The sequence below is a fragment of the Mesorhizobium sp. M7A.F.Ca.US.008.03.1.1 genome (assembly GCF_003997495.1).
In the GTDB taxonomy this organism is placed as follows: domain Bacteria; phylum Pseudomonadota; class Alphaproteobacteria; order Rhizobiales; family Rhizobiaceae; genus Mesorhizobium.
In genome coordinates, this window is sequence record NZ_RZRU01000034.1 from 1 (window position 1) to 22,471 (window position 22,471).

Genomic DNA, 22,471 nt, shown 5'->3' on the forward strand with positions numbered 1-22,471 from the left:
GCTCTTTGACGTATCCAGGCCAATGCGAATAAGATTTTCCACGGACGGTCTCCCTTGTTTGAGATCTGCAACGACCTCATTCTGGCACATCACGATGCCGTCGGGGGCCGTCCACCCCAACACGTACCCAAAAGTACGCTCCGCTCCGGTTCTCGGAAACCACCGCTTTCGACTCGGCCTGACCTGAATCTCAACACACCCTAGGCAGCGTTGCGCTGTGGCTCGAGCGCGATCCAGCCACGCTCGTCGACGGTGATGCCGACCATGTCGTAGCCTGCGATCGCGGCATGTTGCGTTGGCAAGGGGTGCTTGTGCGTGGCGCTGATGACCATGACCGCCGCGCCCGCCGCTTCGGCTGCCGCGATGCCAGCCGGAGCATCCTCGAAGACGAGGCAATCGCGCGCGTCGAAGCCGAGCCGTTCCGCGCCAAGCCGGAAGCAATCGGGCGCCGGCTTGCCGCGGGAGACATCTTCCGCCGCGACGATGACGGCCGGGACGGGGATGCCGGCGGCCTTCATGCGCAACAGCGCAAGCTCACGTGGGGCGGACGTTACGATCGCCCAGCGTTCGGGCGGCAGCGACTCGAGAAATGCCACGGCGCCGGCGATCTGGATAATACCGTCGAGATCAGCCGTCTCGGCCTTCAGCAGCAGATCAGCCTCGTGTGCCGGGTCAACGCCCGGCAGCGCCAGGCCGGTGATGGTCTCGATCGCGCGCACGCCATGGATCGTCGGCAGGAAGGCGGAGACGTCGAGGCCCTGGCGGCGTGCCCAATCGCTCCACACCCGTTCCGCGGAGGCGATGGAATTGATGAGCGTGCCATCCATGTCGAAGAGGAAGGCCGCGAAGTTTCTGCCTGAATACATGATTTTCCTTGAGTCCGAGAGGCGCTGGTGGGGTTTGCCGAACCTAACGTCTCGACCGGGTCAGGGGAAGACACGGGGCGGGCTTTTCGATCGGCCCAGGGAACCACGGTATCCTGCGGGCGTTTGGGAAAGACTGCTTCTCACAACAACCATCGACGGGGGACCAACGATGCTGATCCGGCTCGGCTACGAAATCGCCATTGAATGCGTAGCCGCTACGCCGGTGATTTCAGTGCTTGAGATCCATCGGGACAGGCAGGCCGACATCAAGCGGCAAACGCGGGTGCTGACCTCGCCCGCGGTCCCGACAAGGCTGTACCACGATCTGCATGGCAATGCCTGCCGACGCTTCACAGCGCCCGCCGGTGGTTTTCGCATCCTGTATGACGCGGTCGTCGAGGACGGCGGCGAGACGGACGAGGTCAACACGCTGGCCAGGGAAGTGCCGGTGGTGGACCTGCCGGACGAGGTTCTCGGTTATCTCCTGGGTAGCCGTTATTGCGAGACGGATCATCTGAGCAGCCTGGCCTGGCAGCTCTTCGGTGACATCCCGTCCGGCTGGGCGCGCGTGCAGGCGATCGTCGACTATGTCCACAATCGGCTGTCGTTCGGCTATGGCTATGCGCGCTCGACCCGCACCGCGGCTCAGGCGCATGAGGAGCGCGTCGGGGTCTGCCGCGACTTCGCCCATCTGGCGATCACGCTTTGCCGCTGCATGAATATTCCGGCACGCTATGTGAACGGCTATCTCGGCGATATCGGCGTGCCAGCCGATCCGGCGCCGATGGACTTCTCGGCGTGGCTGGAAGTGTTCCTCGACGGCAAATGGTACACGTTCGATCCTCGCCACAACACGCCGAGAATCGGCCGTGTCGTCGTCGCCCGCGGCCGCGACGCCACCGACGTGCCGCTGCTGCACAGTTTCGGCCCCCACCGGCTCAGCCTGTTCAAGGTGTGGACCTATGAACAGGAAGGCAATCTGTTCAACCCGCCCTACCACGGTATCGACAGGACCGTCAGCGCACAGATGCTGGCATAGTCGCGATGCCTACCGACGCAACAGCGTGGTAACGAGGTTCTCTCCAGGCGCAACTTCCGGGACACATGGTCCGCTTCGGCACAGTGAGCTTGTGCCGCAACAGGACGTCGTCGACGGCATCGCGATGCCTCGGGCCAGATCATGGTAAGCGCCCGGTAAACGCCAGCACCACGGCGCGTTCCCGTTTACCAGCCGTTTACCTTTGTGGGTTCCAAAATTTAACAAAAACAATGACTTGCCGCTGGCAAGCTAGCGCCCCGCCAGGCTAGGCGCCATCCGGCGGGAATCCTGCATTGCCCTGTCCGCGGCGACGAGGCCGAGGCGAGTGGAGGCTGTAGGATGCGGAATTACGGGGGTCTTGTTCACGCGGTCGGCGGGTTCGCCAGGGATCGCGGTGGAAATTTCGCAGTCCTGTTCGGCTTTACCGCCTCGGTCTTGGCGCTGGCAGCGGGCTTTTCGGTCAACGTATCGCAGCTCTACAATGCCAAATCGAGCCTCCAAGGCGTGGTCGACGCTGCGGTCACGTCGACGGCACGCGATCTGACGACCGGCGCCATCAAGGAAGCCGATGCCGACAATTCGGTGAAGGCCTTTCTCGGCGCTAACGATACCGCCGGAATTCTACAAGCTGGCCAGGTCGTCCTTGACCGCCTGATCGTCGACAAGACCGCCAAGACGGTCCAAGTGGATGCCCATGTCGATGTTGCCTTGTTCTTCCCGGTTTTTGGCATGAGCGATACGAGACGGGTCGCTGCTACGACGACATCGCTTTATTCGGACAAGACTATCGAAGTCGCGATGATGCTGGATGTGACCGGATCCATGGCCGGCCAGAAAATCAAGGACCTGAGGACCGCCGCGGCCAATGCGGTGGACAGCTTCCTGGGCGGCCAGGATCCGAGCAAGCCACGGGTCCGCGTTTCGATCGTGCCCTATGCCAACTCGGTCAATGCCGGTCAGCTTGCGGCCAGCAGCGTTTACGTCGAAACCAACGCCAGCGAGCGCAAGCAGGCGCCTGGTAACACAAGCGCTCAGCCTGCTTCGGCATCGCCGCGCCCGGACAATTGCGCCACCGAACGCAAGGGCGCCGATCAATATTCCGACGCGGGTCCTGATTCCAGCATGGTCAATCGCGACTATCTGTTGTCGGGCTTTGCCGCGAACACACGGACCGCCGCTTGCCCAGTCGCAGCGCTCGTGCCTTTGACGGCCGACGCCGCCACGCTCAAGAATGTCATCAAGGATCTTGTCGCTTCGGGCGGCACGGCCGGGCATATCGGTGTACAATGGACCTGGTACATGCTCTCGGAAAGCTGGGGCAGCGTGCTCAATGCTTCGCAGCGACCAGCCAAGGCCGATCCAAAGAAAGTTGGCAAGTACGCGATCCTTATGACGGACGGCGAGTTCAACCTGTCCTATTTCGATGCGAGCAACGTCAACGGGGTTTATAATGATGCGGGCAAGGAAACGACCCGCACGGCGGCGACAAAACTCTGCGCCGCCATGCGCGACAAAGGCATAGAGATATTCACGATCGGTTTCAAACTCGACGAGGCCAATGCAGCCACGACACTGCAGACCTGTGCCAGCCCTGATACCGGTTCGGTCAAGCACTTCTACCAAGCTGCCAGCGGTATCGAATTGGATGCGGCCTTTCAGACAATCGCCCGCAACATCGAAACCCTAGCACTGACGAAGTAGGGCTCGATCCAAACGGAAAAGGCCGCCGCTTCTTGCGAAGCTGGCGGCCTTCCGTGTTTCCGTCCGTGGCGCGGCCCTATGGCGATAACCTATCAGGTCAGCCGCCGCGCATCTCGCGCCTTAACGGGAAGACTGCTTCCCGAAAGTGCAATCCGCTGAGGCCACGTTCTGGAAAACGAAATCACTCGACATCGGATCACCTCCTTTCGATTTGTTGAACACATACAGATGATGGGGTCTCGTTTGGGAAATGGCAAGGTGCCGTGTCGAGAATTCCGCACGCGGTTTCCCTGGGTGCCGAATCCCGGTGCACCGAATCCCGTTGCAGTTGACCGATCGAATGGCCACCATCAGTATGGGGAGCGCTAATATTCGATCCGCAGGGAGGGGATATGGACGCCGCCGACAGAGCCGCACGGATCGTTCGAACGGTCATCGAGACACTGAAGCCGGGTTTCGCGGTCAGACTGTGGACCGGCGAGCGAATCGGGCCTGCCATCGGCCCGGTGCTGACGATCAACGATCAAGACATCGTCTGGCAGATGGTCCGCCGGCCCAATTTTTCGACCTTGATCGAGATGTGGATTTCCAAGGCGGTCGACGTGGAAGACGGATCGCTGTTCGACTTCTACGCCTTGCCTTCGCAAGGCAAACTCAGGACGAAACTCAAGGCTTTGCCGAAGCTTGCGATCCTGCGCGACCTGCCGGCGGTTCTGTTTTCGCGAAAACAGATGACGGCGAAGACCGACCTTTCCGGGCGCAATCCTTTCGTCAGTGGCTCCAGCCAGGAGGCGATCCAGCATCACTACGACATTTCGAACGCCTTCTACCGGCTTTTCCTCGACGAACGCATGGTTTACAGCTGCGGCTACTTCAAGGATTTTGCCAACAGCATCGACCAGGCGCAAGCCGACAAGCTCGACCATATCTGCCGCAAGCTCAGGCTGAGGCCGGGCGACCGACTGCTCGATATCGGCTGCGGCTGGGGGGCGATGCTGATCCACGCCGCGAAGAATTACAGCGTTGTCGGCCATGGTGTCTCGCTGTCGGAGGCGCAGACCAATCTTGCCCGCGAACGCATCCGCGCCGAGGGTCTGGAAGACCGCATCACCATCGAGATCAAATCCTATGCCGAACTCACCGGCAGCTTCGACAAGATCTCATCGATCGGCATGTTCGAGCATCTCGGGCTCGCCAACCACGCCACTTATTTCAAGACCATTCATCGCCTGCTGAAGCCCGGCGGCATTTATCTGCATCACGCCATCACCAGACGCAGCAAGGGCGACATCAAGAAGACCCTGCGCAAGGGGCCGGAGTACAAGGCGCTACTCAAATACATTTTCCCCGGTGGCGAGCTCGACACGATCGGCATGACGCTCGGCAATCTCGAGGCGCACGGCTTCCTGGTCTACGACGTGGAGAATCTGCGCGAGCACTACGCCCGCACCTGCAGGCTGTGGGCCGAGCGGCTGCGCGCCCGGTTCGACGAAGCCATTGCCGAGGTGGGCGAGCCCAAGGCGCGTCTCTGGCTGCTTTACCTGACCGGCTGTTCGGTCACCTTCGAGCGCGCCTCGGCGCAGATTTTCCAGACCGTCGTCACCAAACGCGCGCGCGGCCCGAGCGGGCTGCCGCCGACGCGGGCGGATCTGTACCGGTAGTCAACGGAAGCCTTAATCCGGGGCCATCTGGCAATTTGGGCCAACCCATTTGTTGGCCGAAGTGTCGAGTTCCGCATCCATGTCGGAGGCGCTGCATACCGGATAGCGATCATCGCCACGCCGGGCCATGCTAAGATCCCGATACTGACGAACAAGTGTTTCGTGATCAGGTGGCTGTTGGCTCTGCTGTTTCAAGGAAAGCTGCAACATGCAATTGGCAAAGGCGTCGGTGCCCTCGCTAAAGCCAAAGCCGGCGCACTGCGACTTGTTATTTTGACCAGCATTTCCCTGGTCTGTCGTGCAGCCGACCAAGAATCCAACGACCGCCAGGAATGGTATAAGGGACACAGTACGCATTTCGACTTTTCCTTGGTCAACTTCAACGTCTTTTGACACTGGAAATTATTGCAACTCGTACCACGTTCCGCAGCCCGTCCGCATATCGCCGACCCTCGCGTATCAACACCAACGGACCCGCTCTCGGCTTTGTCGCAGTCAAGCTATGGTAATCTTTGTCCACGAAACCTAAACGAACCGCATCTCCGCACCGACTTCAACCCGCGCCGGCCTGTCCACCGTGCAGTAGACGCCGAGATTGTGGGCGTTGTGGCGGACCAGATTGCGCAGGATGCCAGGATCATGGTCGAAGCCATCCTGGGCGATGATGGTGAAGCCGCAGCGCCGGCATGGCTCGGAGATGGTCAGCAGGAGATCGCCGACGGCAAGCTTGCGGCCGATCCATTCCGTTTCGGGAAACGACCCTTCGATTGCCGCCATGTCGACGACGATGTTGGGGCGGAAGCGGCGCGGGTCGGCGACCCCTTCCGGATGCAACGCTTTGAGCCTTGCCAGCGAGGCGGTGGTCAACAGATGGATGGGCGCCTTGCGGTAGCGCTCAGCGGTCAGCGGGCCGGAATAGCTGGGCGCGGCATTCTCGCGGCGAAACGGCCGGATCGAGGCCTCGAAGCCGAGATAGGCCGACACCGCGCGGTCGCTCTGGATAGTTGGCGCAGCCAGCCAGTTGTCCCCGGGAACGGCAATCTCGAGTTCCAGGGTCGGCGACAGCCGGGTGTGGATGCGCGGCACCTTGTGCCATTTCGGGTCGCGGTCAGGTCGCGCGATCTCATTGTCGGATGCGTCGACGAGGCCGAACATACGGTCGCCCTCGATGCTGTCGATATCGACCGAGATCGTTTTCCGACGCTCGCCGGCAAGCGAACTCGCCGGATAGCGCCAAAGCTCACCGACAGTGCCGAGCGCGGCCTGCATCAGCTCTTCTTGTTCTGCCGGTTGGCAACCAGGTCGTCGACCACGGCTGGATCGGCAAGCGTCGAGGTATCGCCGAGGGCTGCAAAATCGTCCTCGGCGATCTTGCGCAGGATGCGGCGCATGATCTTGCCGGAACGCGTCTTCGGCAGGCCGGGCGCGAACTGGATCTTGTCGGGCGAAGCGATGGCGCCGATCTCCTTGCGGACATGGGCGATCAGCTCCTTGCGCAGCTCCTCGCTGGGCTGCTCGCCGGCCATCAGCGTGACGTAGCAGTAGATGCCCTGGCCCTTGATGTCGTGCGGATAGCCGACGACGGCGGCTTCCGAGACCTTGTCATGGCTGACCAGTGCGGATTCGACTTCGGCCGTGCCCATGCGATGGCCGGAGACGTTGATGACGTCGTCGACGCGGCCGGTGATCCAGTAATAGCCGTCGGCGTCGCGGCGGCAGCCGTCGCCGGTGAAGTATTTTCCTTTGTAGGTCGAGAAATAGGTCTGGATGAAGCGGTCGTGGTCGCCATACACGGTGCGCATCTGGCCGGGCCAGGAATCGGTGATGCACAGGTTGCCGTCGGCGGCACCCTCCAGCACCTTGCCCTCGCCGTCGACCAGCTGCGGCTTGATGCCGAAGAACGGCCGCGTCGCCGAGCCCGCCTTGAGGTCGGTGGCGCCCGGCAGCGGCGTGATCAGGATGCCGCCAGTCTCGGTCTGCCACCAAGTGTCGACGATCGGCACCTTGCCGTTGCCGACGATGTTGAAATACCACTCCCAGGCTTCCGGATTGATCGGCTCGCCGACCGAACCCAGCACGCGCAGCGACTTGCGCGACGTCTTCTTTACGTGTGCATCGCCGGCGCCCATCAGCGCGCGCAATGCCGTCGGCGCGGTGTAGAAGATATTGACCTTGTGCTTGTCGATGACTTCCCAGAAGCGCGACTGCGACGGATAGTTCGGCACGCCTTCGAACATCAGCGTGGTGGCGCCGTTGGCGAGCGGGCCGTAGACAATGTAGCTGTGGCCGGTGACCCAGCCGACATCGGCGGTGCACCAGTAGATGTCGCCGTCATGGTAGTCGAAGACATATTGGTGGGTCGTCGAGACGTAGACGAGATAGCCGGCGGTGGTGTGCAGCACGCCCTTCGGCTTGCCGGTCGAGCCCGATGTGTAGAGGATGAACAGCGGGTCCTCTGCCTTCATCTTCTCGGGCTTGCATTCGGCCTTCACCGTCGCGACCTCGTCGTGATACCAGACGTCGCGTCCGGCCACCCAGCCGATCTTGCCGCCGGTGCGGCGCACGACCACCACCTTTTCGACTTTCGTTCCGGCCTTTGCGGCGATCTCGATGGCCTTGTCGGTGTTTTCCTTCAACGGGATCGGCTTGCCGCCACGCAGGCCTTCATCCGATGTGATGACGAAGGTCGACTTACAGTCGTCGATGCGGCCGGCCAGCGCATCCGGTGAGAAACCGCCGAAGACGATCGAATGGACGGCGCCGATACGCGTGCAGGCCAGCATCGCATAGGCGGCTTCCGGGATCATCGGCATGTAGATGGTAACTCGATCACCTTTCTTGACGCCGTGTTTCTTCATAATATTGGCGAGCCGGCAGACATGCTCGTAGAGCTCGTTATAGGTGACCTTCTTGTCGTCGTAGGGATTGTCGCCTTCCCAGATGATGGCGGTCTGGTTGCCGCGCTTCTTCAGGTGCCGGTCGATGCAGTTGTAGGAAACGTTGGTCAGTCCGTCCTCGAACCATTTGATCGAGACCTTGCCTTCGAAGGAGGTGTTCTTGACCTTGCTGAAGGGCTTGAACCAGTCGATGCGCTTGCCGTGCTTGCCCCAGAATTTGTCCGGGTTCTTGACGCTGTCGGCATACCATTTCAGGTAGGTGTCATTGTCGATCAGCGCGTTTTTCTTCCACGCCGGCTGGACGCGATGGACATGAACCTCGGACATTCCTGACTTTCCTCCCGAACCAATCGCCGGCTTGAAATGTCGGCTGGATCGCAGCGACACGGCCGCGAATTCGGCGGCATTATTACCAGTTCCGCCGTTACGGCAACATTAGACGTTGGATTCGCGCGGCGGGATGCCGCAGGGGGCTACTCCAGCGCTGTCAGCACTCGAAGTGGTGCGCTGCTAACTGCATGTTTTCGCATGCTAAAGCCGGTTCGGATGAAGAAAAAATCAATAGACGGTTAATCAGCGGCGCGCACAATCAGCCGTGGGAGGACAGGCGAATCAACTTGGGGACCGTCATGCGCGACCATGCCGAAATGGACCTGATGCTCAAAGGCTATGGCTTGACCACGGCCAAGATTCTTTATCACTTTCCCGATCACCCGCATCTGCTGCAGAGCTTCATCTGGCAGGACTACGATCTGGCGCCGAAGTTTCCGGTGCTGATCAAGTTCATCGAATTCTGGAAGGCCGAGCTGGACGGGCCGCTGCATTCGATCAGCTACACCCATCACAAGCTGATCGCGCCGAACGAATGGCGCAAGGTGGATGGCGAGTTCGTGCTGCACTGAGTGCGGTAGCCAGGCATTTTATCGACCATTGGTGGTGGCGCAAACGCGCATCGCTTCGTCATCCACGGGCGGAGCAAGGAGCGTAGCGACGCGGCGCAGACCCCAGGAGCTGCTTCGCAGCCCAAGGGATCCATGCCGGGACTCCGAAGCGTCACTACGGTTCAGAATTCTGCTCCGCTGCACTCGACGGCAGAGGTCGCGGCATGGATCCCAGGGTCTCCGCGACGGAGCTTCGCTCCTGCTTCGCCCAGGATGACGAAGTTCGGGAGGCTTCGGCCAACCTCGAACGATAGCGGCGCCGTCACACCGCCGGCGGGTTGAGCCGGGCGAAACCTTCCTGGCGGCGATAGGGGAAATACGGGTAGGGCGCCGTGACTTCGCTTGCCACGTCGAGCTTTTTCATCTGCTCCGGCGTCAAATTCCAGCCGACGGCACCGAGATTCTGCCGCAGCTGTTCCTCGTTGCGGGCGCCGATGATGACCGACGACACGGTCGGGCGCTGCAGCAGCCAGTTGATGGCGATCTGCGGCACGGTCTTGCCGGTTTCCTCGGCCAAGGCATCCAGGGCATCCATAACCCGGTAGAGATGCTCGTCCTCGACCGGCGGTCCGAAGCTTGCCGTGTCGTGCAGCCTGCTCTTTTCCGGCAAGGACTGGCCACGGCGGATCTTGCCGGTCAGGCGGCCCCAGCCAAGCGGGCTCCACACCAGCGCGCCGACGCCCTGGTCGAGGCCGAGCGGCATCAGCTCCCACTCATAGTCGCGGCCGACCAGCGAATAGTAGACCTGATGGGCGACATAGCGCGGATAGCCTTGGCTGTCGGCTTGCGCGAGCGACTTCATCACTTGCCAGCCGGAGAAATTGGAGACGCCGACATAACGCAGCTTGCCGGCGCGCACGAGCTCGTTCAGCGTAGACAGCACCTCCTCGATCGGCGTGCCGGCATCGAAGGCATGCAGTTGCAAAAGGTCGATGTAGTCGGTGCTGAGACGCTTCAGCGCGGCGTCCACGGATTTGATCAGCCGCGACCGCGACGAGCCGTAATCGGCAGGGCCGTCGCCCATCGGCAGTGAGGTCTTGGTCGAGATCAGTACGGCGTCGCGGCGGCCCTTTATCGCTTCGCCAAGCACCTCTTCCGAGGCGCCGTTCGAATAGACGTCGGCGGTGTCGAACAAATTGACGCCTGCTTCGAGGCAGATGTCGATCAGCCGCCGCGCTTCCCTGGCATCGCTGTTGCCCCAGGCGCCGAACAGCGGGCCGGAGCCGCCAAAGGTGCCCGCGCCGAATGAGAGTGCGGGCACTTTCAGGCCCGATGCGCCGAGACGTCGATAATCCATCTTTTTACTCCTGGTGGTGTGGAATGAAGGGTGTCGAAAGCGGGGTTTGCCGAGGACGGTCACGACCGGATGGCGGCGGGCTCGCCGAGCGTGGCGGTGCGATCGAGACGCAGCGCCAGTCCGGCCACGCCGAGGGCCGCGACCGGCAGCAAGGCGGCGACCCAGGTGAGGGAACCCAGCCCAAGCCCGTGGGCAATGACCGCGCCGCCAAGCCAGGCGCCCGCGGCATTGCCGAGATTGAAGGCGGCGATGTTGAAGGATGAGGCGAGGCTTTGGCCGGCACCTTGCGCCTTGTCCAGAACCCACATCTGCAGCGGTGCCACGGTGGCGAAAGCGGCCGCGCCGAGCAGGCCGACATAGATGACGGCCATCACCTGGCTGTGGATGGCGAAGGTCATGGTGGCGAGCACCAGGGCCAGCACCACGAGACTGCCCAGAACAGCCGGCACCAGCCAGCGGTCGGCGACCTTGCCACCAAGCAAATTGCCGACGATGAGCCCGCCGCCGAAGACGAGCAGGATCGGCGACACGGCCGCTTCCTTGAAGCCGCTGATCTCGGTCAGCAGTGGTGCGATATAGGTGAAGACGGCGAAGACGCCGGCATAGCCGAGCACGGTGGTGGCAAGACCGAGCAGGACGGGCGTGCGGCGCAGCACGGCGAGATCGGCGCGCAGGTCGCTCTTCTCGGGCGCTGTCTGGCTGCGTGGCACCAGGGCCAGGATGACGGCGAAGGCCGCTAGGCCGACCAATGTCACCGCCCAGAAGGTCGCCCGCCAGCCAAAGGCCTGGCCGAGCCAGGTGCCGAAGGGCACGCCGAGAATGTTGGCGATGGTCAGGCCGGTGAACATCAGCGCGATCGCCGAGGCCTTCTTGTTGGGCGCGACGAGCCCGGTGGCGACGACCGAGCCGACGCCGAAGAAGGTGCCATGGGCAAAGGCGGTTATGATGCGGGCGCCCATCAGCGTCCAATAGTCGGGCGCCAGCGCACAGGCGAGATTGCCAAGCGTGAAGATCGCCATCAGTGCCAGAAGCACGGTCTTGCGCGGCCAGTTGCCGGTGGCGATGGTCAGCAGGGGCGCGCCGATGACGACGCCGAGCGCATAGCCCGAAATGAGCTGGCCCGCGGCCGAGATCGAAACGCCGAGATCCTTGCTGACATCGAGTAGCAGACCCATGATGACGAATTCGGTGACGCCGATGCCGAAAGCACCGGCGGCGAGGGCGTAGAGAGCAAGAGGCATGGCGGTTTCCACTTCGATGGCGAAGAGCGCCGTCCCGCGCCCGATCCCTGAGATCGTGCTGTCATGCATTGTGAACCAGACTTGCCTTGGGCACATTTTCTGTGAAATAGATTCACAAATGGCCCGGCCTGACATCAATCGCTCCGGCGAGATCGAAGTTTTCGTGCGCGTCGTCGAGAACGGCAGTTTTTCCTCCGCGGCACGCGCGTTACGCATGACGCCGTCGGCGGTGAGCAAGCTGATCGCGCGGCTGGAAGCCAGGCTTGGGGCGCGGCTGGTCAGCCGCTCGACGCGAAAGCTGCAACTGACGCCGGAAGGCACCGCGTTCTACGAGAGCAGCCTGCGCATCCTCGCCGACATGGCGGCGGCCGAGCAGGAGGCAGCGGCGGGTGCGGCGCCACGCGGACGTTTGCGCGTCAACAGCTACGTGCCCTTCGGGGTGCACCGGCTGATCCCGCTGCTGCCGCGCTTCCTCGAACGCTACGCCGAGATTTCAGTCGATCTGGTGCTGACCGACAGCGTCATCGACCTGATGGCGGAACGCGCCGATGTCGCCATCCGTGCCGGGCCGTTAAGTGAGTCACGGCTGGTGGCGCGCAAGCTCGGGCAAAGCCCGGTGGTCGTGGTTGCAGCACCGTCTTACCTCGAGACGCACGGCATGCCGCTGACGCCAGCCGATCTCGACAGGCACAACCGTATGGGCTTTGGATTCGTGCGGCATCTCGATGGCTGGCCGTTCCTCGACGCGGAAGGCCGCGCCATCATGGTTCCGATCACCGGCAACACGTTGGTCAGCGATGGCGAGGCGATGCGGCTGATGGCGCTGGCGGGCGCGGGCATCGCCCGGCTGGCATTCTGGCATGTCGCCGCCGATATCGCCGCCGGCCGGCTGCTGTCGATGCTGGAGGCATTCAATCCGGGCGACGAGGAGCCCACCCATGCCGTCTATGTCGGCCAGGGCCGGCATCTGCCGGCGCGGGTGCGTGCCTTTCTCGATTTTCTGGGAGAGAGCGTGCGGCTGACCTGACATCCCGTGAGCCACGGCTCCCGGGATGTCAGCGTGGGCTGCGTTATGCTTTCGGCGTGAACGGCGCCGGGCGGCGGCCCGCTGCCTGGCGCTCCAGCATCCAGCCGGGATATTCGGACGGCAGGGCGCTGACCTCGTCGAGACGAACCAGATCGTCGGTGTCGAGCTTCAGCTGGGTCGCGGCAAGGTTCTGCTCCAGCTGCTCCATGCGGCTGGCGCCGATGATGACGCTCATCACGAAGGGCTTGGCCAGGACATAGCCGAGCGCTACCGTGGCGACGCTCACATCATGCTTTCTGGCGATTTCGCGCATGACGGCGACGGCGGCCCAGGCGCGATCCTCGTTGACCGGCGGGAAGTTGAAGGAAGCACGGCGGCCTTCGCCATTGCCGGGTGCGCCGGGCCCATATTTGCCGGACAGCAGGCCGCCGGCCATCGGCGACCACACCATCAGGCCGAGCTTCTCCTCGTTGAGCAACGGCACGATTTCGCGCTCGAGGTCGCGGCCGGCGATCGAATAATAGGACTGCACGGTCTCCAAACGGGCGAAGCCCTTGCGCTCGGCGATGCCGAGCGCCTTGGCGATGCGCCATGCCGCCCAGTTGGAGACGCCGACATAGCGCACCTTTCCGCTGGCAACCAGATCGTCCAGTGCCCGCAGCGTCTCGTCGATCGGCGTCACGGTGTCGGTGCCGTGCAGTTGGTAGAGATCGATATGGTCGAGCTGCAGCCGCTCGAGGCTGGCATCGACCGAGTCCATGATGTGGCCGCGTGACGAGCCGCGCTGGTTGGGGCCTTCGCCCATGGCGCCATGCGCCTTGGTGGCGATGACGACGTTTTGCCTGTTGACCTTGAGATCCCTGAGCGATTGGCCAAGCAGGCGCTCAGACTCGCCGAAGGAGTAGACGTCGGCGGTGTCGAAGAAATTGACGCCGGCGGCGATCGAGCGGCCGACGATGTCGTTGACGCCCTTCTGGTCGAGGCTGGCGATCAGTCCCCATTGGGCATTCTCGCCGGCGGCACCGAAGGTCATGGTGCCGAGGCAAAGTTCGGAGACGAACATCCCCGTATTTCCAAGCTGGTTGTAGCGCATGGTGGAGGCTCCAGAGAGTTTATGATGGCACAAGGCAAATAGGAACGGTACGTTTCGTTTCCAGTCTTGGCGCAATGGACCTGTTGACTTGGCCCAACGCCAGCGGGCTACCGAGGAACGGTGCCGCAAGGCATCTTTGCGATGCGAAGGGCTAGGTTTCCCAAGGGTTGAGAACCGTTACGCCGGTATCGTCGAAGTCAGTGACATTACGCGTAACCACGATCAGGTCGTGGACCAGAGCGGTCGCCGCGATGAGCGTGTCCGCGTTGCCTCTTGTGCGACCGGCTGTAACGCGGCCCCATGTCAATGCAATCTCTTCCGTGATCGGAAGAATACGGTCGGCATTGTCTCGTCGCAGCTCTCGAAGCCAGATATCGAGCTTTGCCGCCCTTTCCGGATCCATCTTGCGCTGCCTGACGATCCCTCGCTCGATCTCGCCAAGGGTTATGACGCTGAGACTGACTGACGCTGGATCGATCGAAGCCACCCAGGCGGTCGGCTTCGGCAAGCGCCTTTGCACATCTGAAACAACGTTGGTGTCGAGCAGGTACATCAGAGATCGATGTCCCGGATCATCGTATCGGAGCGACGGTTGATTTCCATGTCGAATTCATCGTCCCAGCCGGGGCCGGTCAAAAGATATTCGACAAGCGACTTCTTCTTCCCGGCCAGGCGATCGTAGTCCTCCGCGGACAACACCACAGCGGCCCGCTCGCCGCGCAGCGTCACGGTCTGCGGTCCTTCGGTTCGCGCCCGCTGGACCACTTTCGAAAAATTGTTCTTCGCGTCCTGAAGATGCCAATCCACGCGCAGCTCCTAGCTAGCTTGGCTAGATATAAGGGAACGGCATCCAGTTGGCAATTGAGTTGCAGGAGGGCGATATCGCCCGGAGTCTAGCGGCTGCCGAAGATCGCCGAACCGACGCGGACGCTGGTGGCGCCGAAGGCGATTGCCGTTTCGTAGTCGCCGGACATGCCCATCGACAGTTTGGCGACGCCGGCCTCACGCCCAAGTTTTTCCAGCAAGGCGAAGTGGGGGCCGGGGTTCTCGTCGGCCGGCGGGATACACATCAGGCCTTCGATGGCGAGGCCATGCACACCTCGGCAGCGGGCGACGAAGGCCACCGCGTCGCGCGGCTCGATGCCAGCCTTCTGCGGCTCGGAGCCGGTGTTGACCTGGACATAGAGTTTTGGCGCGCGGCCCTGTTTGGCGATCTCCTTGGCGAGTTCGGCGGCGATCTTTTCGCGATCGACCGTTTCGATGACGTCGAACAGTGCTACCGCCTCCTTGGTCTTGTTGGATTGCAGCGGGCCGATCAGATGCAGCTCGATGCCAGGAAATGCGTCCTTCAAATCAGGCCACTTGCCTTGCGCTTCCTGCACGCGATTCTCGCCGAAGATGCGCTGGCCGGCCTCGACGACCGGGCTAATGTCGGCGGCGTCAAAGGTCTTGGAAACCGCGACCAGCGTCACGGCGCCGGCTTGGCGGCCGGCCTCGCGTTCGGCGGCGGCGATTTTCGCCTTGACCGCGAAAAATTGCTGAACGGCGTCACCCATATGCAAATCCTGCTGTTTTGGCCGGCGTTTTTGTCAGACGCGGTACCCATATGGTTGACGGGTTTGCCAAACCATGGTGAACACCCGGACCACATTCCCTGAACTGCCGAGCCGTCGCCCGCAGTTCGCGCATGCTTTTAAGTGAAAAACGTCCCATGGCAACCGAACGATACAATCCACGCGCGTCAGAGCCCAAATGGCAGAAGGCCTGGGACGCCAAGAAGCTGTTCGAAGCGCACAATGACGATCCGCGCCCGAAATACTACGTGCTGGAGATGTTCCCCTATCCGTCGGGGCGCATCCATATCGGTCATACCCGCAATTACACGATGGGCGACGTGGTGGCGCGCTACAAGCGGGCCAAGGGTTTCAACGTGCTGCACCCGATGGGCTGGGACGCATTCGGCATGCCGGCCGAAAACGCGGCGATGCAGAACAAGGTCCACCCCAAGGAATGGACCTACCAGAACATCGCCACCATGCGCGAGCAGCTCAAGGTCATGGGCCTGTCGCTGGACTGGGCGCGCGAATTCGCCACCTGTGACGTCGATTACTACCACCGCCAGCAGATGCTGTTCCTCGACTTTGTCGAGAAGGGGCTGGTGACGCGCAAATCCTCCAAGGTCAACTGGGATCCGGAGGACATGACGGTGCTTGCCAACGAGCAGGTCATCGACGGGCGCGGCTGGCGCTCGGGCGCACTGGTCGAACAGCGCGAACTGACGCAGTGGTTCTTCAAGATCACCGACTTCGCCCAGGATCTGCTGGATTCGCTCGACGGCCTCGACGAATGGCCGGAAAAAGTGAAGCTGATGCAGCAGAACTGGATCGGCCGCTCGGAAGGCCTGCTGATCCGCTGGCCTCTGGCCGACGCCTCTGATGGCGAGCATGAGCTTGAAGTCTATACGACAAGGCCCGACACCATCTTCGGCGCTTCCTTCATGGCTGTCGCCGCCGATCATCCGTTGGCCAAGAAGGCCGCTGCGCGCAATCCGGCGCTGGCGAAGTTCATCGAGGATGTCGGCCATATGGGCACCTCGGTGGCGGCGCTGGAGACAGCCGAGAAGAAGGGTTTTGACACCGGCATCCGGGTCGTCCATCCGTTTGACGACAACTGGACGCTGCCTGTCTATGTCGCCAATTTCGTGCTGATGGAATACGGCACCGGCGCCATTTTCGGCTGCCCATCCGGCGACCAGCGCGACCTCGACTTCGCCAACAAATACGGCCTGCCGGTGATTCCGGTGGTGATGCCGGAAGGCGAGAATCCGGCGACGTTCCAGATCATCGATGAAGCCTATGTCGATGACGGCGTGATGATCAATTCGCGCTTTCTCGACGGCATGAAGCCGGATCAGGCTTTCGACGAGGTCGCCAAACTGCTGAAGCAGAAGACGATCGGCAACCGGCCGATGGCCGAGCGCAAGGTGAATTTCCGCCTGCGCGACTGGGGCATTTCGCGCCAGCGCTACTGGGGCTGCCCTATCCCGATGATCCATTGCGAGGCTTGCGGCGTGGTGCCGGTGCCGAAGGCGGACCTGCCGGTGAAACTGCCCGACGATGTCGATTTTGATCGCCCGGGCAATCCGCTCGACCGCCATCCGACATGGCGCCATGTGAAATGTCCGCAATGCGGCAGGGATGCGCGGCGCGAAACCGACACGATGGATACGTTCGTCGATTCGTCGTGGTATTTTGCCCGCTTCACCGCGCCGTGGGCGCATGAACCGACCGATCCCAAGGCGGCCAACGAATGGCTGCCGGTCGACCAGTATATTGGCGGGATCGAGCACGCGATCCTGCATCTGCTCTATTCGCGCTTCTTCACCCGCGCCATGCGCGAGGCCGGCCATGTCGATCTGGCCGAGCCGTTCAAGGGCCTGTTCACGCAAGGCATGGTGGTGCACGAAACCTATCGAGTCGGCTCGGCATCGAACGGCCGCTGGCTGGCGCCCACCGAAGTTCGGCTGGAGGATGTCGACGGCAAGCGCAGCGCCATCGACATCGCCACCGGCGAGGCCGTCACCATCGGTCCGCTGGAAAAGATGTCGAAATCGAAGAAGAACACGGTGAGCCCGGAAGACATCACCGATGGCTACGGGGCCGATACGGCGCGCTGGTTCATGCTGTCGGATTCGCCGCCCGAGCGCGATGTCGAGTGGACCGACGATGGCGCTGCCGGCGCGCATCGCTTCATCCAGCGTATCTGGCGCCTGGTGTCGACAGCGGCTGAGACGCTGGCCGACGTCGAGCCCGCGGCGGCTGGCAGCGGCGAGGCCGCGGTGGTTTCCAAGGCCGCGCACAAGATCCTCAAGGCGGTCGGAGAGGATATCGAGAAGCTCGCTTTCAACCGCGCCATCGCGCGCATCTACGAACTGGCCAACGCGCTGACCACGCCGCTCAACGAGGTGGCCGAAGGCAAGGCCGATGCAGCGCTGAAAGGCGCCTGCCGGCAGGCCGTGGAGATCCTCGTGCATCTGATCGCGCCGGTCATGCCGCATCTGGCCGAGGAGTGCTGGGCAACGCTCGGCGGCACCGATCTCGTCGCCGAACGGCCCTGGCCGGTCTTCGATCCGGCGCTGGTCGTCGACAACGAAGTCACCTATCCGGTACAGGTCAACGGCAAGAAGCGGGGGGATTTGACAATTGCCCGCGACGCGGACCAAGGTGCGGTCGAAAAAGCGGTATTGGCTCTCGACTTCGTGCAGAAAGCACTCGAAGGGAAGGCTCCGCGCAAGGTGATCATCGTGCCGCAGAGGATCGTCAATGTCGTTGCCTGATCGGGAAAAGACAGAGTTGAGCCATTTGCTGCGCCGCATAGCGCTTGCCGGCCTGATAGGTTCGCTAGCGCTTGTCTCGGCCTGCACGGTGCGGCCGCTCTATTCCAGCGCGCCACTGTCGGGTTCGCAGGCCAGTGCCAGTGCCGAACTGGCGTTGGTCGGCATCAAGCCGGTCAATACGCGTTACGGCCAACAGGTGCGCAACAATCTCATTTTCGGGTTTGGACGAGGCGCTGGCGAGCCGGCATCGCCGGCCTATTCGCTCAATCTCGGCGTGACCGAAGCGGTCGAGTCCGCAGCACTTGTGCAGGTCGGAACCGACGAAGACGAACCGACCGCCGGTTCCGTGACGCTGACCGGCAGCTATACGCTGGCCGATGCGAAGACCGGCGTGGTGATCGCATCCGGCAAGCGTTCGATCACCTCGTCCTTCGACAGGCCGCGTCAGGAATTCGCCGCATACCGGGCGCAGATCGACGCCGAGAATCGCGCTGCGCGAGAGTTGGCGGAAGCATTGCAGCTGTCCATTGCCCAGGACCTTGTCCGGCACGGCAAGACGGCTGGTTAGAGCGGCGCGTCGCTCCCCGGAAACGGTCCAGCGCCCCAAGCATGAAATAACGATCCGGCCCCGACGCCATGTCGCCCGGCATTTGCTGCGACAATGCGCCACCGCACGTCCTCAATGGCACAGCGAGCAGATGCGCCACCGGCGTGTGCGCTGTGAGACGACGATCGTGCCGCGTCGCCCGTAGGGGCTGTCACGACGATTTTGCTGCCCAGGGATGGTCGGCGATCTCATCCGGGAAGCAACTGTTAACCACTCGCTCCCTATTGCTCGGCAGACATTGCAGAGTGAGTCTTGAGAATGGAAGCCAGGCGTTTTTCCCGGGTCAACTTGTCGACGGCTGCATCGCCCGATGATCCCGAGGGGAAGCGTTTCGACGGCAGCAGCGGGGGTGGTCAGCGAATTTCTTCAGCCGCGACAGGCGCTCTTGATCGTCCGGCGCACAAGGAACTGGATGGCCGGCAGCCCGGCACACACCAGGCCGGCCATTCCGCGCCGGTTGTCGATCTCGGCGGCAACAGGCGGCCCTATATGGAGCCCAGGGGTAGCGCAGAGGCGGGCAACGCGCCCTCGAAAGGCGGCGATATCGAAAGCCCTGCCTGGCAAGAATACTTCTTCCTCGCCCCCAATGTGCGTTTTACCCGCACACCAGATTATGAGAGCAAGAAGAATCGTCCGCAGAACGAGCGTGTTGTCGAGCAAGGCGGAGCAGACGCGCTCCCAACGCAGCAAGCAGTCGCGCAACCCATGGTCGATGAGGCATCCTCCGTGCCCTCGCTCCTGGCATTGCCGGCATCGGTGAAAAGCCCTGCTTCCCAGCCGCTTGCCGGCCGCGCCACGCAAGGGCCATTGCCGCCGGCTGCTGCTTTTGTCCCCCCTGGGCGCGCCAGGGAGAAGGTGCCAGTCGTTGCGCCGGTGCCGTCGAGGACGGTCGCAACGGGACGGGCATCCGCGCGTGCGTCCGTTGCTCAGGGCGCCCCGATCAAAACGACCACTTCCGAAAGGCTGCGCTGGCCATATCTTTCGGATCATGCCTTCTTCGAGGCTATGGCGCCCTATCTGGTCGATGTTTCGTCGCCGGCCCGGCAGACCAGTCCAGCGTCGCCTGCACCGCTCGCCGTGGCGCCAGTCACCGCTATGCCGATCGACATCCGCCCGACGACCGGGACCGATGCCACCGCATTGTTTCGCGTCATCGACTGCCTTCCGGGCCAGGCCTTGAAGCCGTTGCCGGATGTTTGGCCGGCCAATTCGAACCAGGCCGTCGCCCAACCTGAAGTGCCGGCGAGCAACGCGCCGTCGCCGATCCAGCTTGTCGCAATTCCAGCCGCCAAAAGCGACGCCGTTTCCGCGTCGGCCGCGCCAAGTGTGAACGTTCCTGCCAGGGTCGTTGCCGCCCGCTCTGCACGCTTGCCTGGGGCTGGAAAGGTCGTGCTGTCAACCGCGGGCGATCCCTATGAGCTTCCCTCGGAAGAGCTGTTGCAGCAGCCACCGGAGGGACAAGGCTTCTACATGTCGCAGGAGCGGCTGGAGCAGAACGCCGATCTGTTGGAAAGCGTGCTCGAAGATTTCGGTGTGCGCGGCGAGATTATTCATGTTCGCCCTGGCCCGGTCGTCACGCTCTATGAGTTCGAGCCGGCGCCGGGCGTCAAATCCTCCCGCGTCATCGGGCTTGCCGACGATATCGCCCGCTCCATGTCTGCGATTTCGGCGCGCGTTGCCGTCGTGCCCGGCCGCAACGTCATCGGCATCGAGCTGCCGAACGAGACGCGCGAAACCGTCTATTTCCGTGAGCTGATCGAATCCGAGGGTTTTCGCAAGACCAGTTGCAAGCTGGCGCTTTGCTTGGGCAAGACGATCGGCGGTGAGCCGGTCATCGCCGAGCTGGCGAAGATGCCGCATCTGCTCGTGGCCGGAACCACCGGCTCCGGCAAGTCGGTCGCCATCAACACCATGATCCTGTCGTTGCTCTACAGGCTGAAGCCGGAAGAATGCCGGCTGATCATGGTCGATCCCAAGATGCTCGAACTCTCTGTCTATGATGGCATCCCGCATCTTCTGACGCCCGTCGTCACGGATCCCAAGAAAGCCGTCACGGCGCTCAAATGGGCCGTGCGCGAAATGGAGGACCGGTATCGCAAGATGGCGCGGCTCGGTGTGCGCAACATCGACGGCTACAACGAGCGCGCCGCCGCTGCCCGCGACAAGGGCGAGACGGTTGTCATGACCGTGCAGACCGGCTTCGAAAAGGGCACCGGCGAACCGCTTTTCGAACAGCAGGAAATAGACCTCGCGCCGATGCCCTACATCGTCGTCATCGTCGACGAGATGGCCGACCTGATGATGGTCGCCGGCAAGGAGATCGAAGGCGCGATCCAGCGACTGGCGCAGATGGCGCGGGCTGCCGGCATTCACCTGATCATGGCAACGCAGCGCCCCTCGGTCGATGTCATCACGGGCACGATCAAGGCCAACTTCCCGACCCGGATTTCCTTCCAGGTGACATCGAAGATCGACAGCCGCACCATCTTGGGCGAGCAGGGCGCCGAGCAGTTGCTTGGCCAGGGCGACATGCTGCACATGATGGGTGGCGGGCGCATCTCGCGCGTGCACGGGCCGTTTGTTTCCGATGCGGAGGTCGAGCATGTGGTCGCGCATCTCAAGGCGCAGGGCCGCCCTGAATATCTGGAGACCGTGACGGCAGACGAGGACGAGGAAGAAATCGAAGACGACCAGGGCGCGGTCTTCGACAAGGGATCCGTTGCAGCCGAAGACAGCGATGCCATCTACGACGAGGCGGTCAAGGTGGTGGTGCGCGACAAGAAGTGCTCGACGTCCTACATCCAGCGCCGCCTCGGCATCGGCTACAACCGCGCCGCGTCCCTGGTCGAGCGTATGGAAAAGGAAGGCTTGGTCGGCACACCCAACCATGTCGGCAAACGCGAAATCATCATGGGCCGGCGCCTGCCGGCGAGCGCGCCTGATGGTGACGGCGCGGATTGAGCGGCAGCCTGCTTGGAGCGCACATGAAAAAGGCCGGTTGCCCGGCCTTTTTCATCACAAGCGAATTGGCTTCAGCCGATCGCCATTCTCAGCCGATCTTCTGGCCGGTCTTGGCCCAGTCGGCGAGGAACTGTTCAAGGCCCTTGTCGGTCAGCGGGTGCTTGACCAGTGCCTTCAGCGTCGCTGGCGGCGCGGTCACAACATCGGCGCCGATGAGCGCCGCCTGCTTGACGTGGTTCACGGTGCGCACCGAAGCGACCAGGATTTCGGTCTGGAAATCGTAATTGTCGTAGATCTGCCTGATCTCCTGGATCAGCTCCATGCCGTCGATGCCGATGTCGTCGATGCGGCCGACGAAGGGCGAGATGAACGAGGCGCCGGCCTTGGCCGCCAGAAGCGCCTGGTTGGCCGAAAAGCACAGCGTGACGTTGACCAGGCGGTTCATCTCGGTGCGGATCGTCTTGCAGGCCTTGAGGCCGTCCAGCGTCAGCGGCACCTTGATGCAGACATTGTCGGCGATCTTGGCCAGAACCTTGGCCTGCTGCATTATCTCGGAATATTCGGTGGCGGTGACTTCAGCTGAAACCGGACCCTTGACGATGTCGCAAATCTCTTTGGTGACGTCGGCGATCTTGCCGCCGGATTTGAGAATGAGCGACGGATTGGTGGTGACGCCGTCGAGCAGCCCCAGATCGTTCAGCTCACGGATATCCTTGACATCGGCGGTGTCGACAAAAAATTTCATGGCGGGTCTCCTGAAGATTTTCATGTGCATGTCATGCACATTCGGGGTCGGCCTTTGAT

The 22,471-nt window shown here is 62.5% G+C and carries 19 protein-coding genes; 8 read left to right on the forward strand and 11 right to left on the reverse strand.

Annotated features, from left to right (window positions below; all coding sequences use genetic code 11):
- Positions 1-200 precede the first annotated feature (200 nt).
- Positions 201-866, reverse strand: a complete 666-nt coding sequence (locus EOA16_RS30160; RefSeq protein WP_127261395.1) for an HAD-IA family hydrolase — start codon at positions 864-866, stop codon at positions 201-203.
- A 169-nt stretch (positions 867-1,035) separates the two neighbouring features.
- Between EOA16_RS30160 and EOA16_RS30165 the strand changes: the two genes are divergently transcribed.
- The 3 genes from EOA16_RS30165 (at position 1,036) to EOA16_RS30175 (ending at position 5,267) form a co-directional block, all read left to right on the forward strand.
- The gene (locus EOA16_RS30165; RefSeq protein ID WP_127261396.1) at positions 1,036-1,905 is read left to right on the forward strand and encodes a transglutaminase family protein; all 870 of its coding nucleotides are present in this window, start codon (positions 1,036-1,038) and stop codon (positions 1,903-1,905) included.
- 339 nt (positions 1,906-2,244) lie between these two features.
- Positions 2,245-3,606 carry a pilus assembly protein gene (locus EOA16_RS30170; protein WP_127261397.1) on the forward strand — a complete coding sequence of 454 codons (1,362 nt, stop codon included), beginning with the start codon at positions 2,245-2,247 and terminating at the stop codon, positions 3,604-3,606.
- Positions 3,607-3,998: 392 nt separating this feature from the next.
- Positions 3,999-5,267: a cyclopropane-fatty-acyl-phospholipid synthase family protein gene (locus EOA16_RS30175; RefSeq protein ID WP_127261398.1), complete on the forward strand. Its 1,269-nt coding sequence runs from the start codon at positions 3,999-4,001 to the stop codon at positions 5,265-5,267.
- 12 nt (positions 5,268-5,279) lie between these two features.
- On the opposite strand, the gene EOA16_RS30180 is transcribed toward EOA16_RS30175, so the two are convergent.
- From EOA16_RS30180 to acs, 3 genes are all read right to left on the reverse strand, one after another.
- A complete protein-coding gene (locus EOA16_RS30180; protein ID WP_127261399.1) occupies positions 5,280-5,624 on the reverse strand; it encodes a hypothetical protein in 345 nt (114 codons plus the stop codon).
- A gap of 168 nt (positions 5,625-5,792) precedes the next feature.
- Complete coding sequence (locus tag EOA16_RS30185) at positions 5,793-6,536, reverse strand: MOSC domain-containing protein (RefSeq protein WP_127261400.1); 744 nt, start codon at positions 6,534-6,536, stop codon at positions 5,793-5,795.
- Positions 6,536-8,491: an acetate--CoA ligase gene (gene acs, locus EOA16_RS30190; protein WP_127261401.1), complete on the reverse strand. Its 1,956-nt coding sequence runs from the start codon at positions 8,489-8,491 to the stop codon at positions 6,536-6,538. The genes EOA16_RS30185 and acs overlap by 1 nt, the downstream gene beginning before the upstream one ends.
- 302 nt (positions 8,492-8,793) lie before the next feature.
- On the opposite strand from acs, the gene EOA16_RS30195 reads away from it, so the two are divergent.
- Positions 8,794-9,066, forward strand: a complete 273-nt coding sequence (locus tag EOA16_RS30195; protein ID WP_127261402.1) for an usg protein — start codon at positions 8,794-8,796, stop codon at positions 9,064-9,066.
- A gap of 301 nt (positions 9,067-9,367) precedes the next feature.
- Here the strand turns inward: EOA16_RS30195 and EOA16_RS30200 are convergent, their stop codons facing one another.
- Both EOA16_RS30200 and EOA16_RS30205 read right to left on the reverse strand, forming a co-directional pair.
- Positions 9,368-10,402, reverse strand: coding sequence for an aldo/keto reductase (locus EOA16_RS30200; protein WP_127261403.1), 1,035 nt, complete (start codon positions 10,400-10,402; stop codon positions 9,368-9,370).
- A gap of 59 nt (positions 10,403-10,461) precedes the next feature.
- On the reverse strand, positions 10,462-11,643 hold the full coding sequence (locus tag EOA16_RS30205; protein ID WP_127261404.1) for an MFS transporter: 1,182 nt from the start codon (positions 11,641-11,643) through the stop codon (positions 10,462-10,464).
- Between the two features lie 118 nt (positions 11,644-11,761).
- Between EOA16_RS30205 and EOA16_RS30210 the strand changes: the two genes are divergently transcribed.
- A complete protein-coding gene (locus EOA16_RS30210) occupies positions 11,762-12,670 on the forward strand; it encodes a LysR family transcriptional regulator (RefSeq protein ID WP_127261405.1) in 909 nt (302 codons plus the stop codon).
- A 43-nt stretch (positions 12,671-12,713) separates the two neighbouring features.
- Here EOA16_RS30210 and EOA16_RS30215 read toward each other — a convergent pair whose 3' ends face one another.
- The 4 genes from EOA16_RS30215 to EOA16_RS30230 form a co-directional block, all read right to left on the reverse strand.
- Positions 12,714-13,763 carry an aldo/keto reductase gene (locus EOA16_RS30215; protein ID WP_127261406.1) on the reverse strand — a complete coding sequence of 350 codons (1,050 nt, stop codon included), beginning with the start codon at positions 13,761-13,763 and terminating at the stop codon, positions 12,714-12,716.
- Positions 13,764-13,914: 151 nt separating this feature from the next.
- Positions 13,915-14,316, reverse strand: coding sequence for a type II toxin-antitoxin system VapC family toxin (locus tag EOA16_RS30220; RefSeq protein ID WP_127261407.1), 402 nt, complete (start codon positions 14,314-14,316; stop codon positions 13,915-13,917).
- The gene (locus tag EOA16_RS30225; RefSeq protein WP_127261408.1) at positions 14,316-14,570 is read right to left on the reverse strand and encodes a type II toxin-antitoxin system Phd/YefM family antitoxin; all 255 of its coding nucleotides are present in this window, start codon (positions 14,568-14,570) and stop codon (positions 14,316-14,318) included. Before EOA16_RS30225 ends, EOA16_RS30220 begins: the two co-directional genes overlap by 1 nt.
- Positions 14,571-14,656: 86 nt before the next feature.
- Complete coding sequence (locus EOA16_RS30230) at positions 14,657-15,319, reverse strand: YggS family pyridoxal phosphate-dependent enzyme (protein ID WP_127261409.1); 663 nt, start codon at positions 15,317-15,319, stop codon at positions 14,657-14,659.
- Between the two features lie 155 nt (positions 15,320-15,474).
- On the opposite strand from EOA16_RS30230, the gene leuS reads away from it, so the two are divergent.
- The 3 genes from leuS to EOA16_RS30245 all read left to right on the forward strand — a co-directional run bounded on the left by leuS (position 15,475) and on the right by EOA16_RS30245 (position 21,667).
- Positions 15,475-18,099: a leucine--tRNA ligase gene (gene leuS / locus EOA16_RS30235; RefSeq protein ID WP_127261410.1), complete on the forward strand. Its 2,625-nt coding sequence runs from the start codon at positions 15,475-15,477 to the stop codon at positions 18,097-18,099.
- Positions 18,086-18,667 (forward strand): LPS assembly lipoprotein LptE, encoded by a 582-nt coding sequence (gene lptE / locus EOA16_RS30240; RefSeq protein WP_127261411.1) that lies wholly within the window; start codon positions 18,086-18,088, stop codon positions 18,665-18,667. The genes leuS and lptE overlap by 14 nt, the downstream gene beginning before the upstream one ends.
- Before the next feature lie 297 nt (positions 18,668-18,964).
- On the forward strand, positions 18,965-21,667 hold the full coding sequence (locus tag EOA16_RS30245; RefSeq protein ID WP_127261412.1) for a DNA translocase FtsK: 2,703 nt from the start codon (positions 18,965-18,967) through the stop codon (positions 21,665-21,667).
- Between the two features lie 88 nt (positions 21,668-21,755).
- On the opposite strand, the gene fsa is transcribed toward EOA16_RS30245, so the two are convergent.
- Positions 21,756-22,412: a fructose-6-phosphate aldolase gene (fsa, locus tag EOA16_RS30250; protein ID WP_127261413.1), complete on the reverse strand. Its 657-nt coding sequence runs from the start codon at positions 22,410-22,412 to the stop codon at positions 21,756-21,758.
- Positions 22,413-22,471: the final 59 nt, after the last annotated feature.

Excerpts from the sequence above, each read along its gene's own strand:
- EOA16_RS30160 (WP_127261395.1), bottom strand. The coding sequence starts at position 866 with ATGTATTCAGGCAGAAACTTCGCGGCCTTCCTCTTCGACATGGATGGC.
- EOA16_RS30165 (WP_127261396.1), top strand. The coding sequence starts at position 1,036 with ATGCTGATCCGGCTCGGCTACGAAATCGCCATTGAATGCGTAGCCGCT.
- EOA16_RS30170 (WP_127261397.1), top strand. The coding sequence starts at position 2,245 with ATGCGGAATTACGGGGGTCTTGTTCACGCGGTCGGCGGGTTCGCCAGG.
- EOA16_RS30175 (WP_127261398.1), top strand. The coding sequence starts at position 3,999 with ATGGACGCCGCCGACAGAGCCGCACGGATCGTTCGAACGGTCATCGAG.
- EOA16_RS30180 (WP_127261399.1), bottom strand. The coding sequence starts at position 5,624 with ATGCGTACTGTGTCCCTTATACCATTCCTGGCGGTCGTTGGATTCTTG.
- EOA16_RS30185 (WP_127261400.1), bottom strand. The coding sequence starts at position 6,536 with ATGCAGGCCGCGCTCGGCACTGTCGGTGAGCTTTGGCGCTATCCGGCG.
- acs (WP_127261401.1), bottom strand. The coding sequence starts at position 8,491 with ATGTCCGAGGTTCATGTCCATCGCGTCCAGCCGGCGTGGAAGAAAAAC.
- EOA16_RS30195 (WP_127261402.1), top strand. The coding sequence starts at position 8,794 with ATGCGCGACCATGCCGAAATGGACCTGATGCTCAAAGGCTATGGCTTG.
- EOA16_RS30200 (WP_127261403.1), bottom strand. The coding sequence starts at position 10,402 with ATGGATTATCGACGTCTCGGCGCATCGGGCCTGAAAGTGCCCGCACTC.
- EOA16_RS30205 (WP_127261404.1), bottom strand. The coding sequence starts at position 11,643 with ATGCCTCTTGCTCTCTACGCCCTCGCCGCCGGTGCTTTCGGCATCGGC.
- EOA16_RS30210 (WP_127261405.1), top strand. The coding sequence starts at position 11,762 with ATGGCCCGGCCTGACATCAATCGCTCCGGCGAGATCGAAGTTTTCGTG.
- EOA16_RS30215 (WP_127261406.1), bottom strand. The coding sequence starts at position 13,763 with ATGCGCTACAACCAGCTTGGAAATACGGGGATGTTCGTCTCCGAACTT.
- EOA16_RS30220 (WP_127261407.1), bottom strand. The coding sequence starts at position 14,316 with ATGTACCTGCTCGACACCAACGTTGTTTCAGATGTGCAAAGGCGCTTG.
- EOA16_RS30230 (WP_127261409.1), bottom strand. The coding sequence starts at position 15,319 with ATGGGTGACGCCGTTCAGCAATTTTTCGCGGTCAAGGCGAAAATCGCC.
- leuS (WP_127261410.1), top strand. The coding sequence starts at position 15,475 with ATGGCAACCGAACGATACAATCCACGCGCGTCAGAGCCCAAATGGCAG.
- lptE (WP_127261411.1), top strand. The coding sequence starts at position 18,086 with ATGTCGTTGCCTGATCGGGAAAAGACAGAGTTGAGCCATTTGCTGCGC.
- EOA16_RS30245 (WP_127261412.1), top strand. The coding sequence starts at position 18,965 with ATGGAAGCCAGGCGTTTTTCCCGGGTCAACTTGTCGACGGCTGCATCG.
- fsa (WP_127261413.1), bottom strand. The coding sequence starts at position 22,412 with ATGAAATTTTTTGTCGACACCGCCGATGTCAAGGATATCCGTGAGCTG.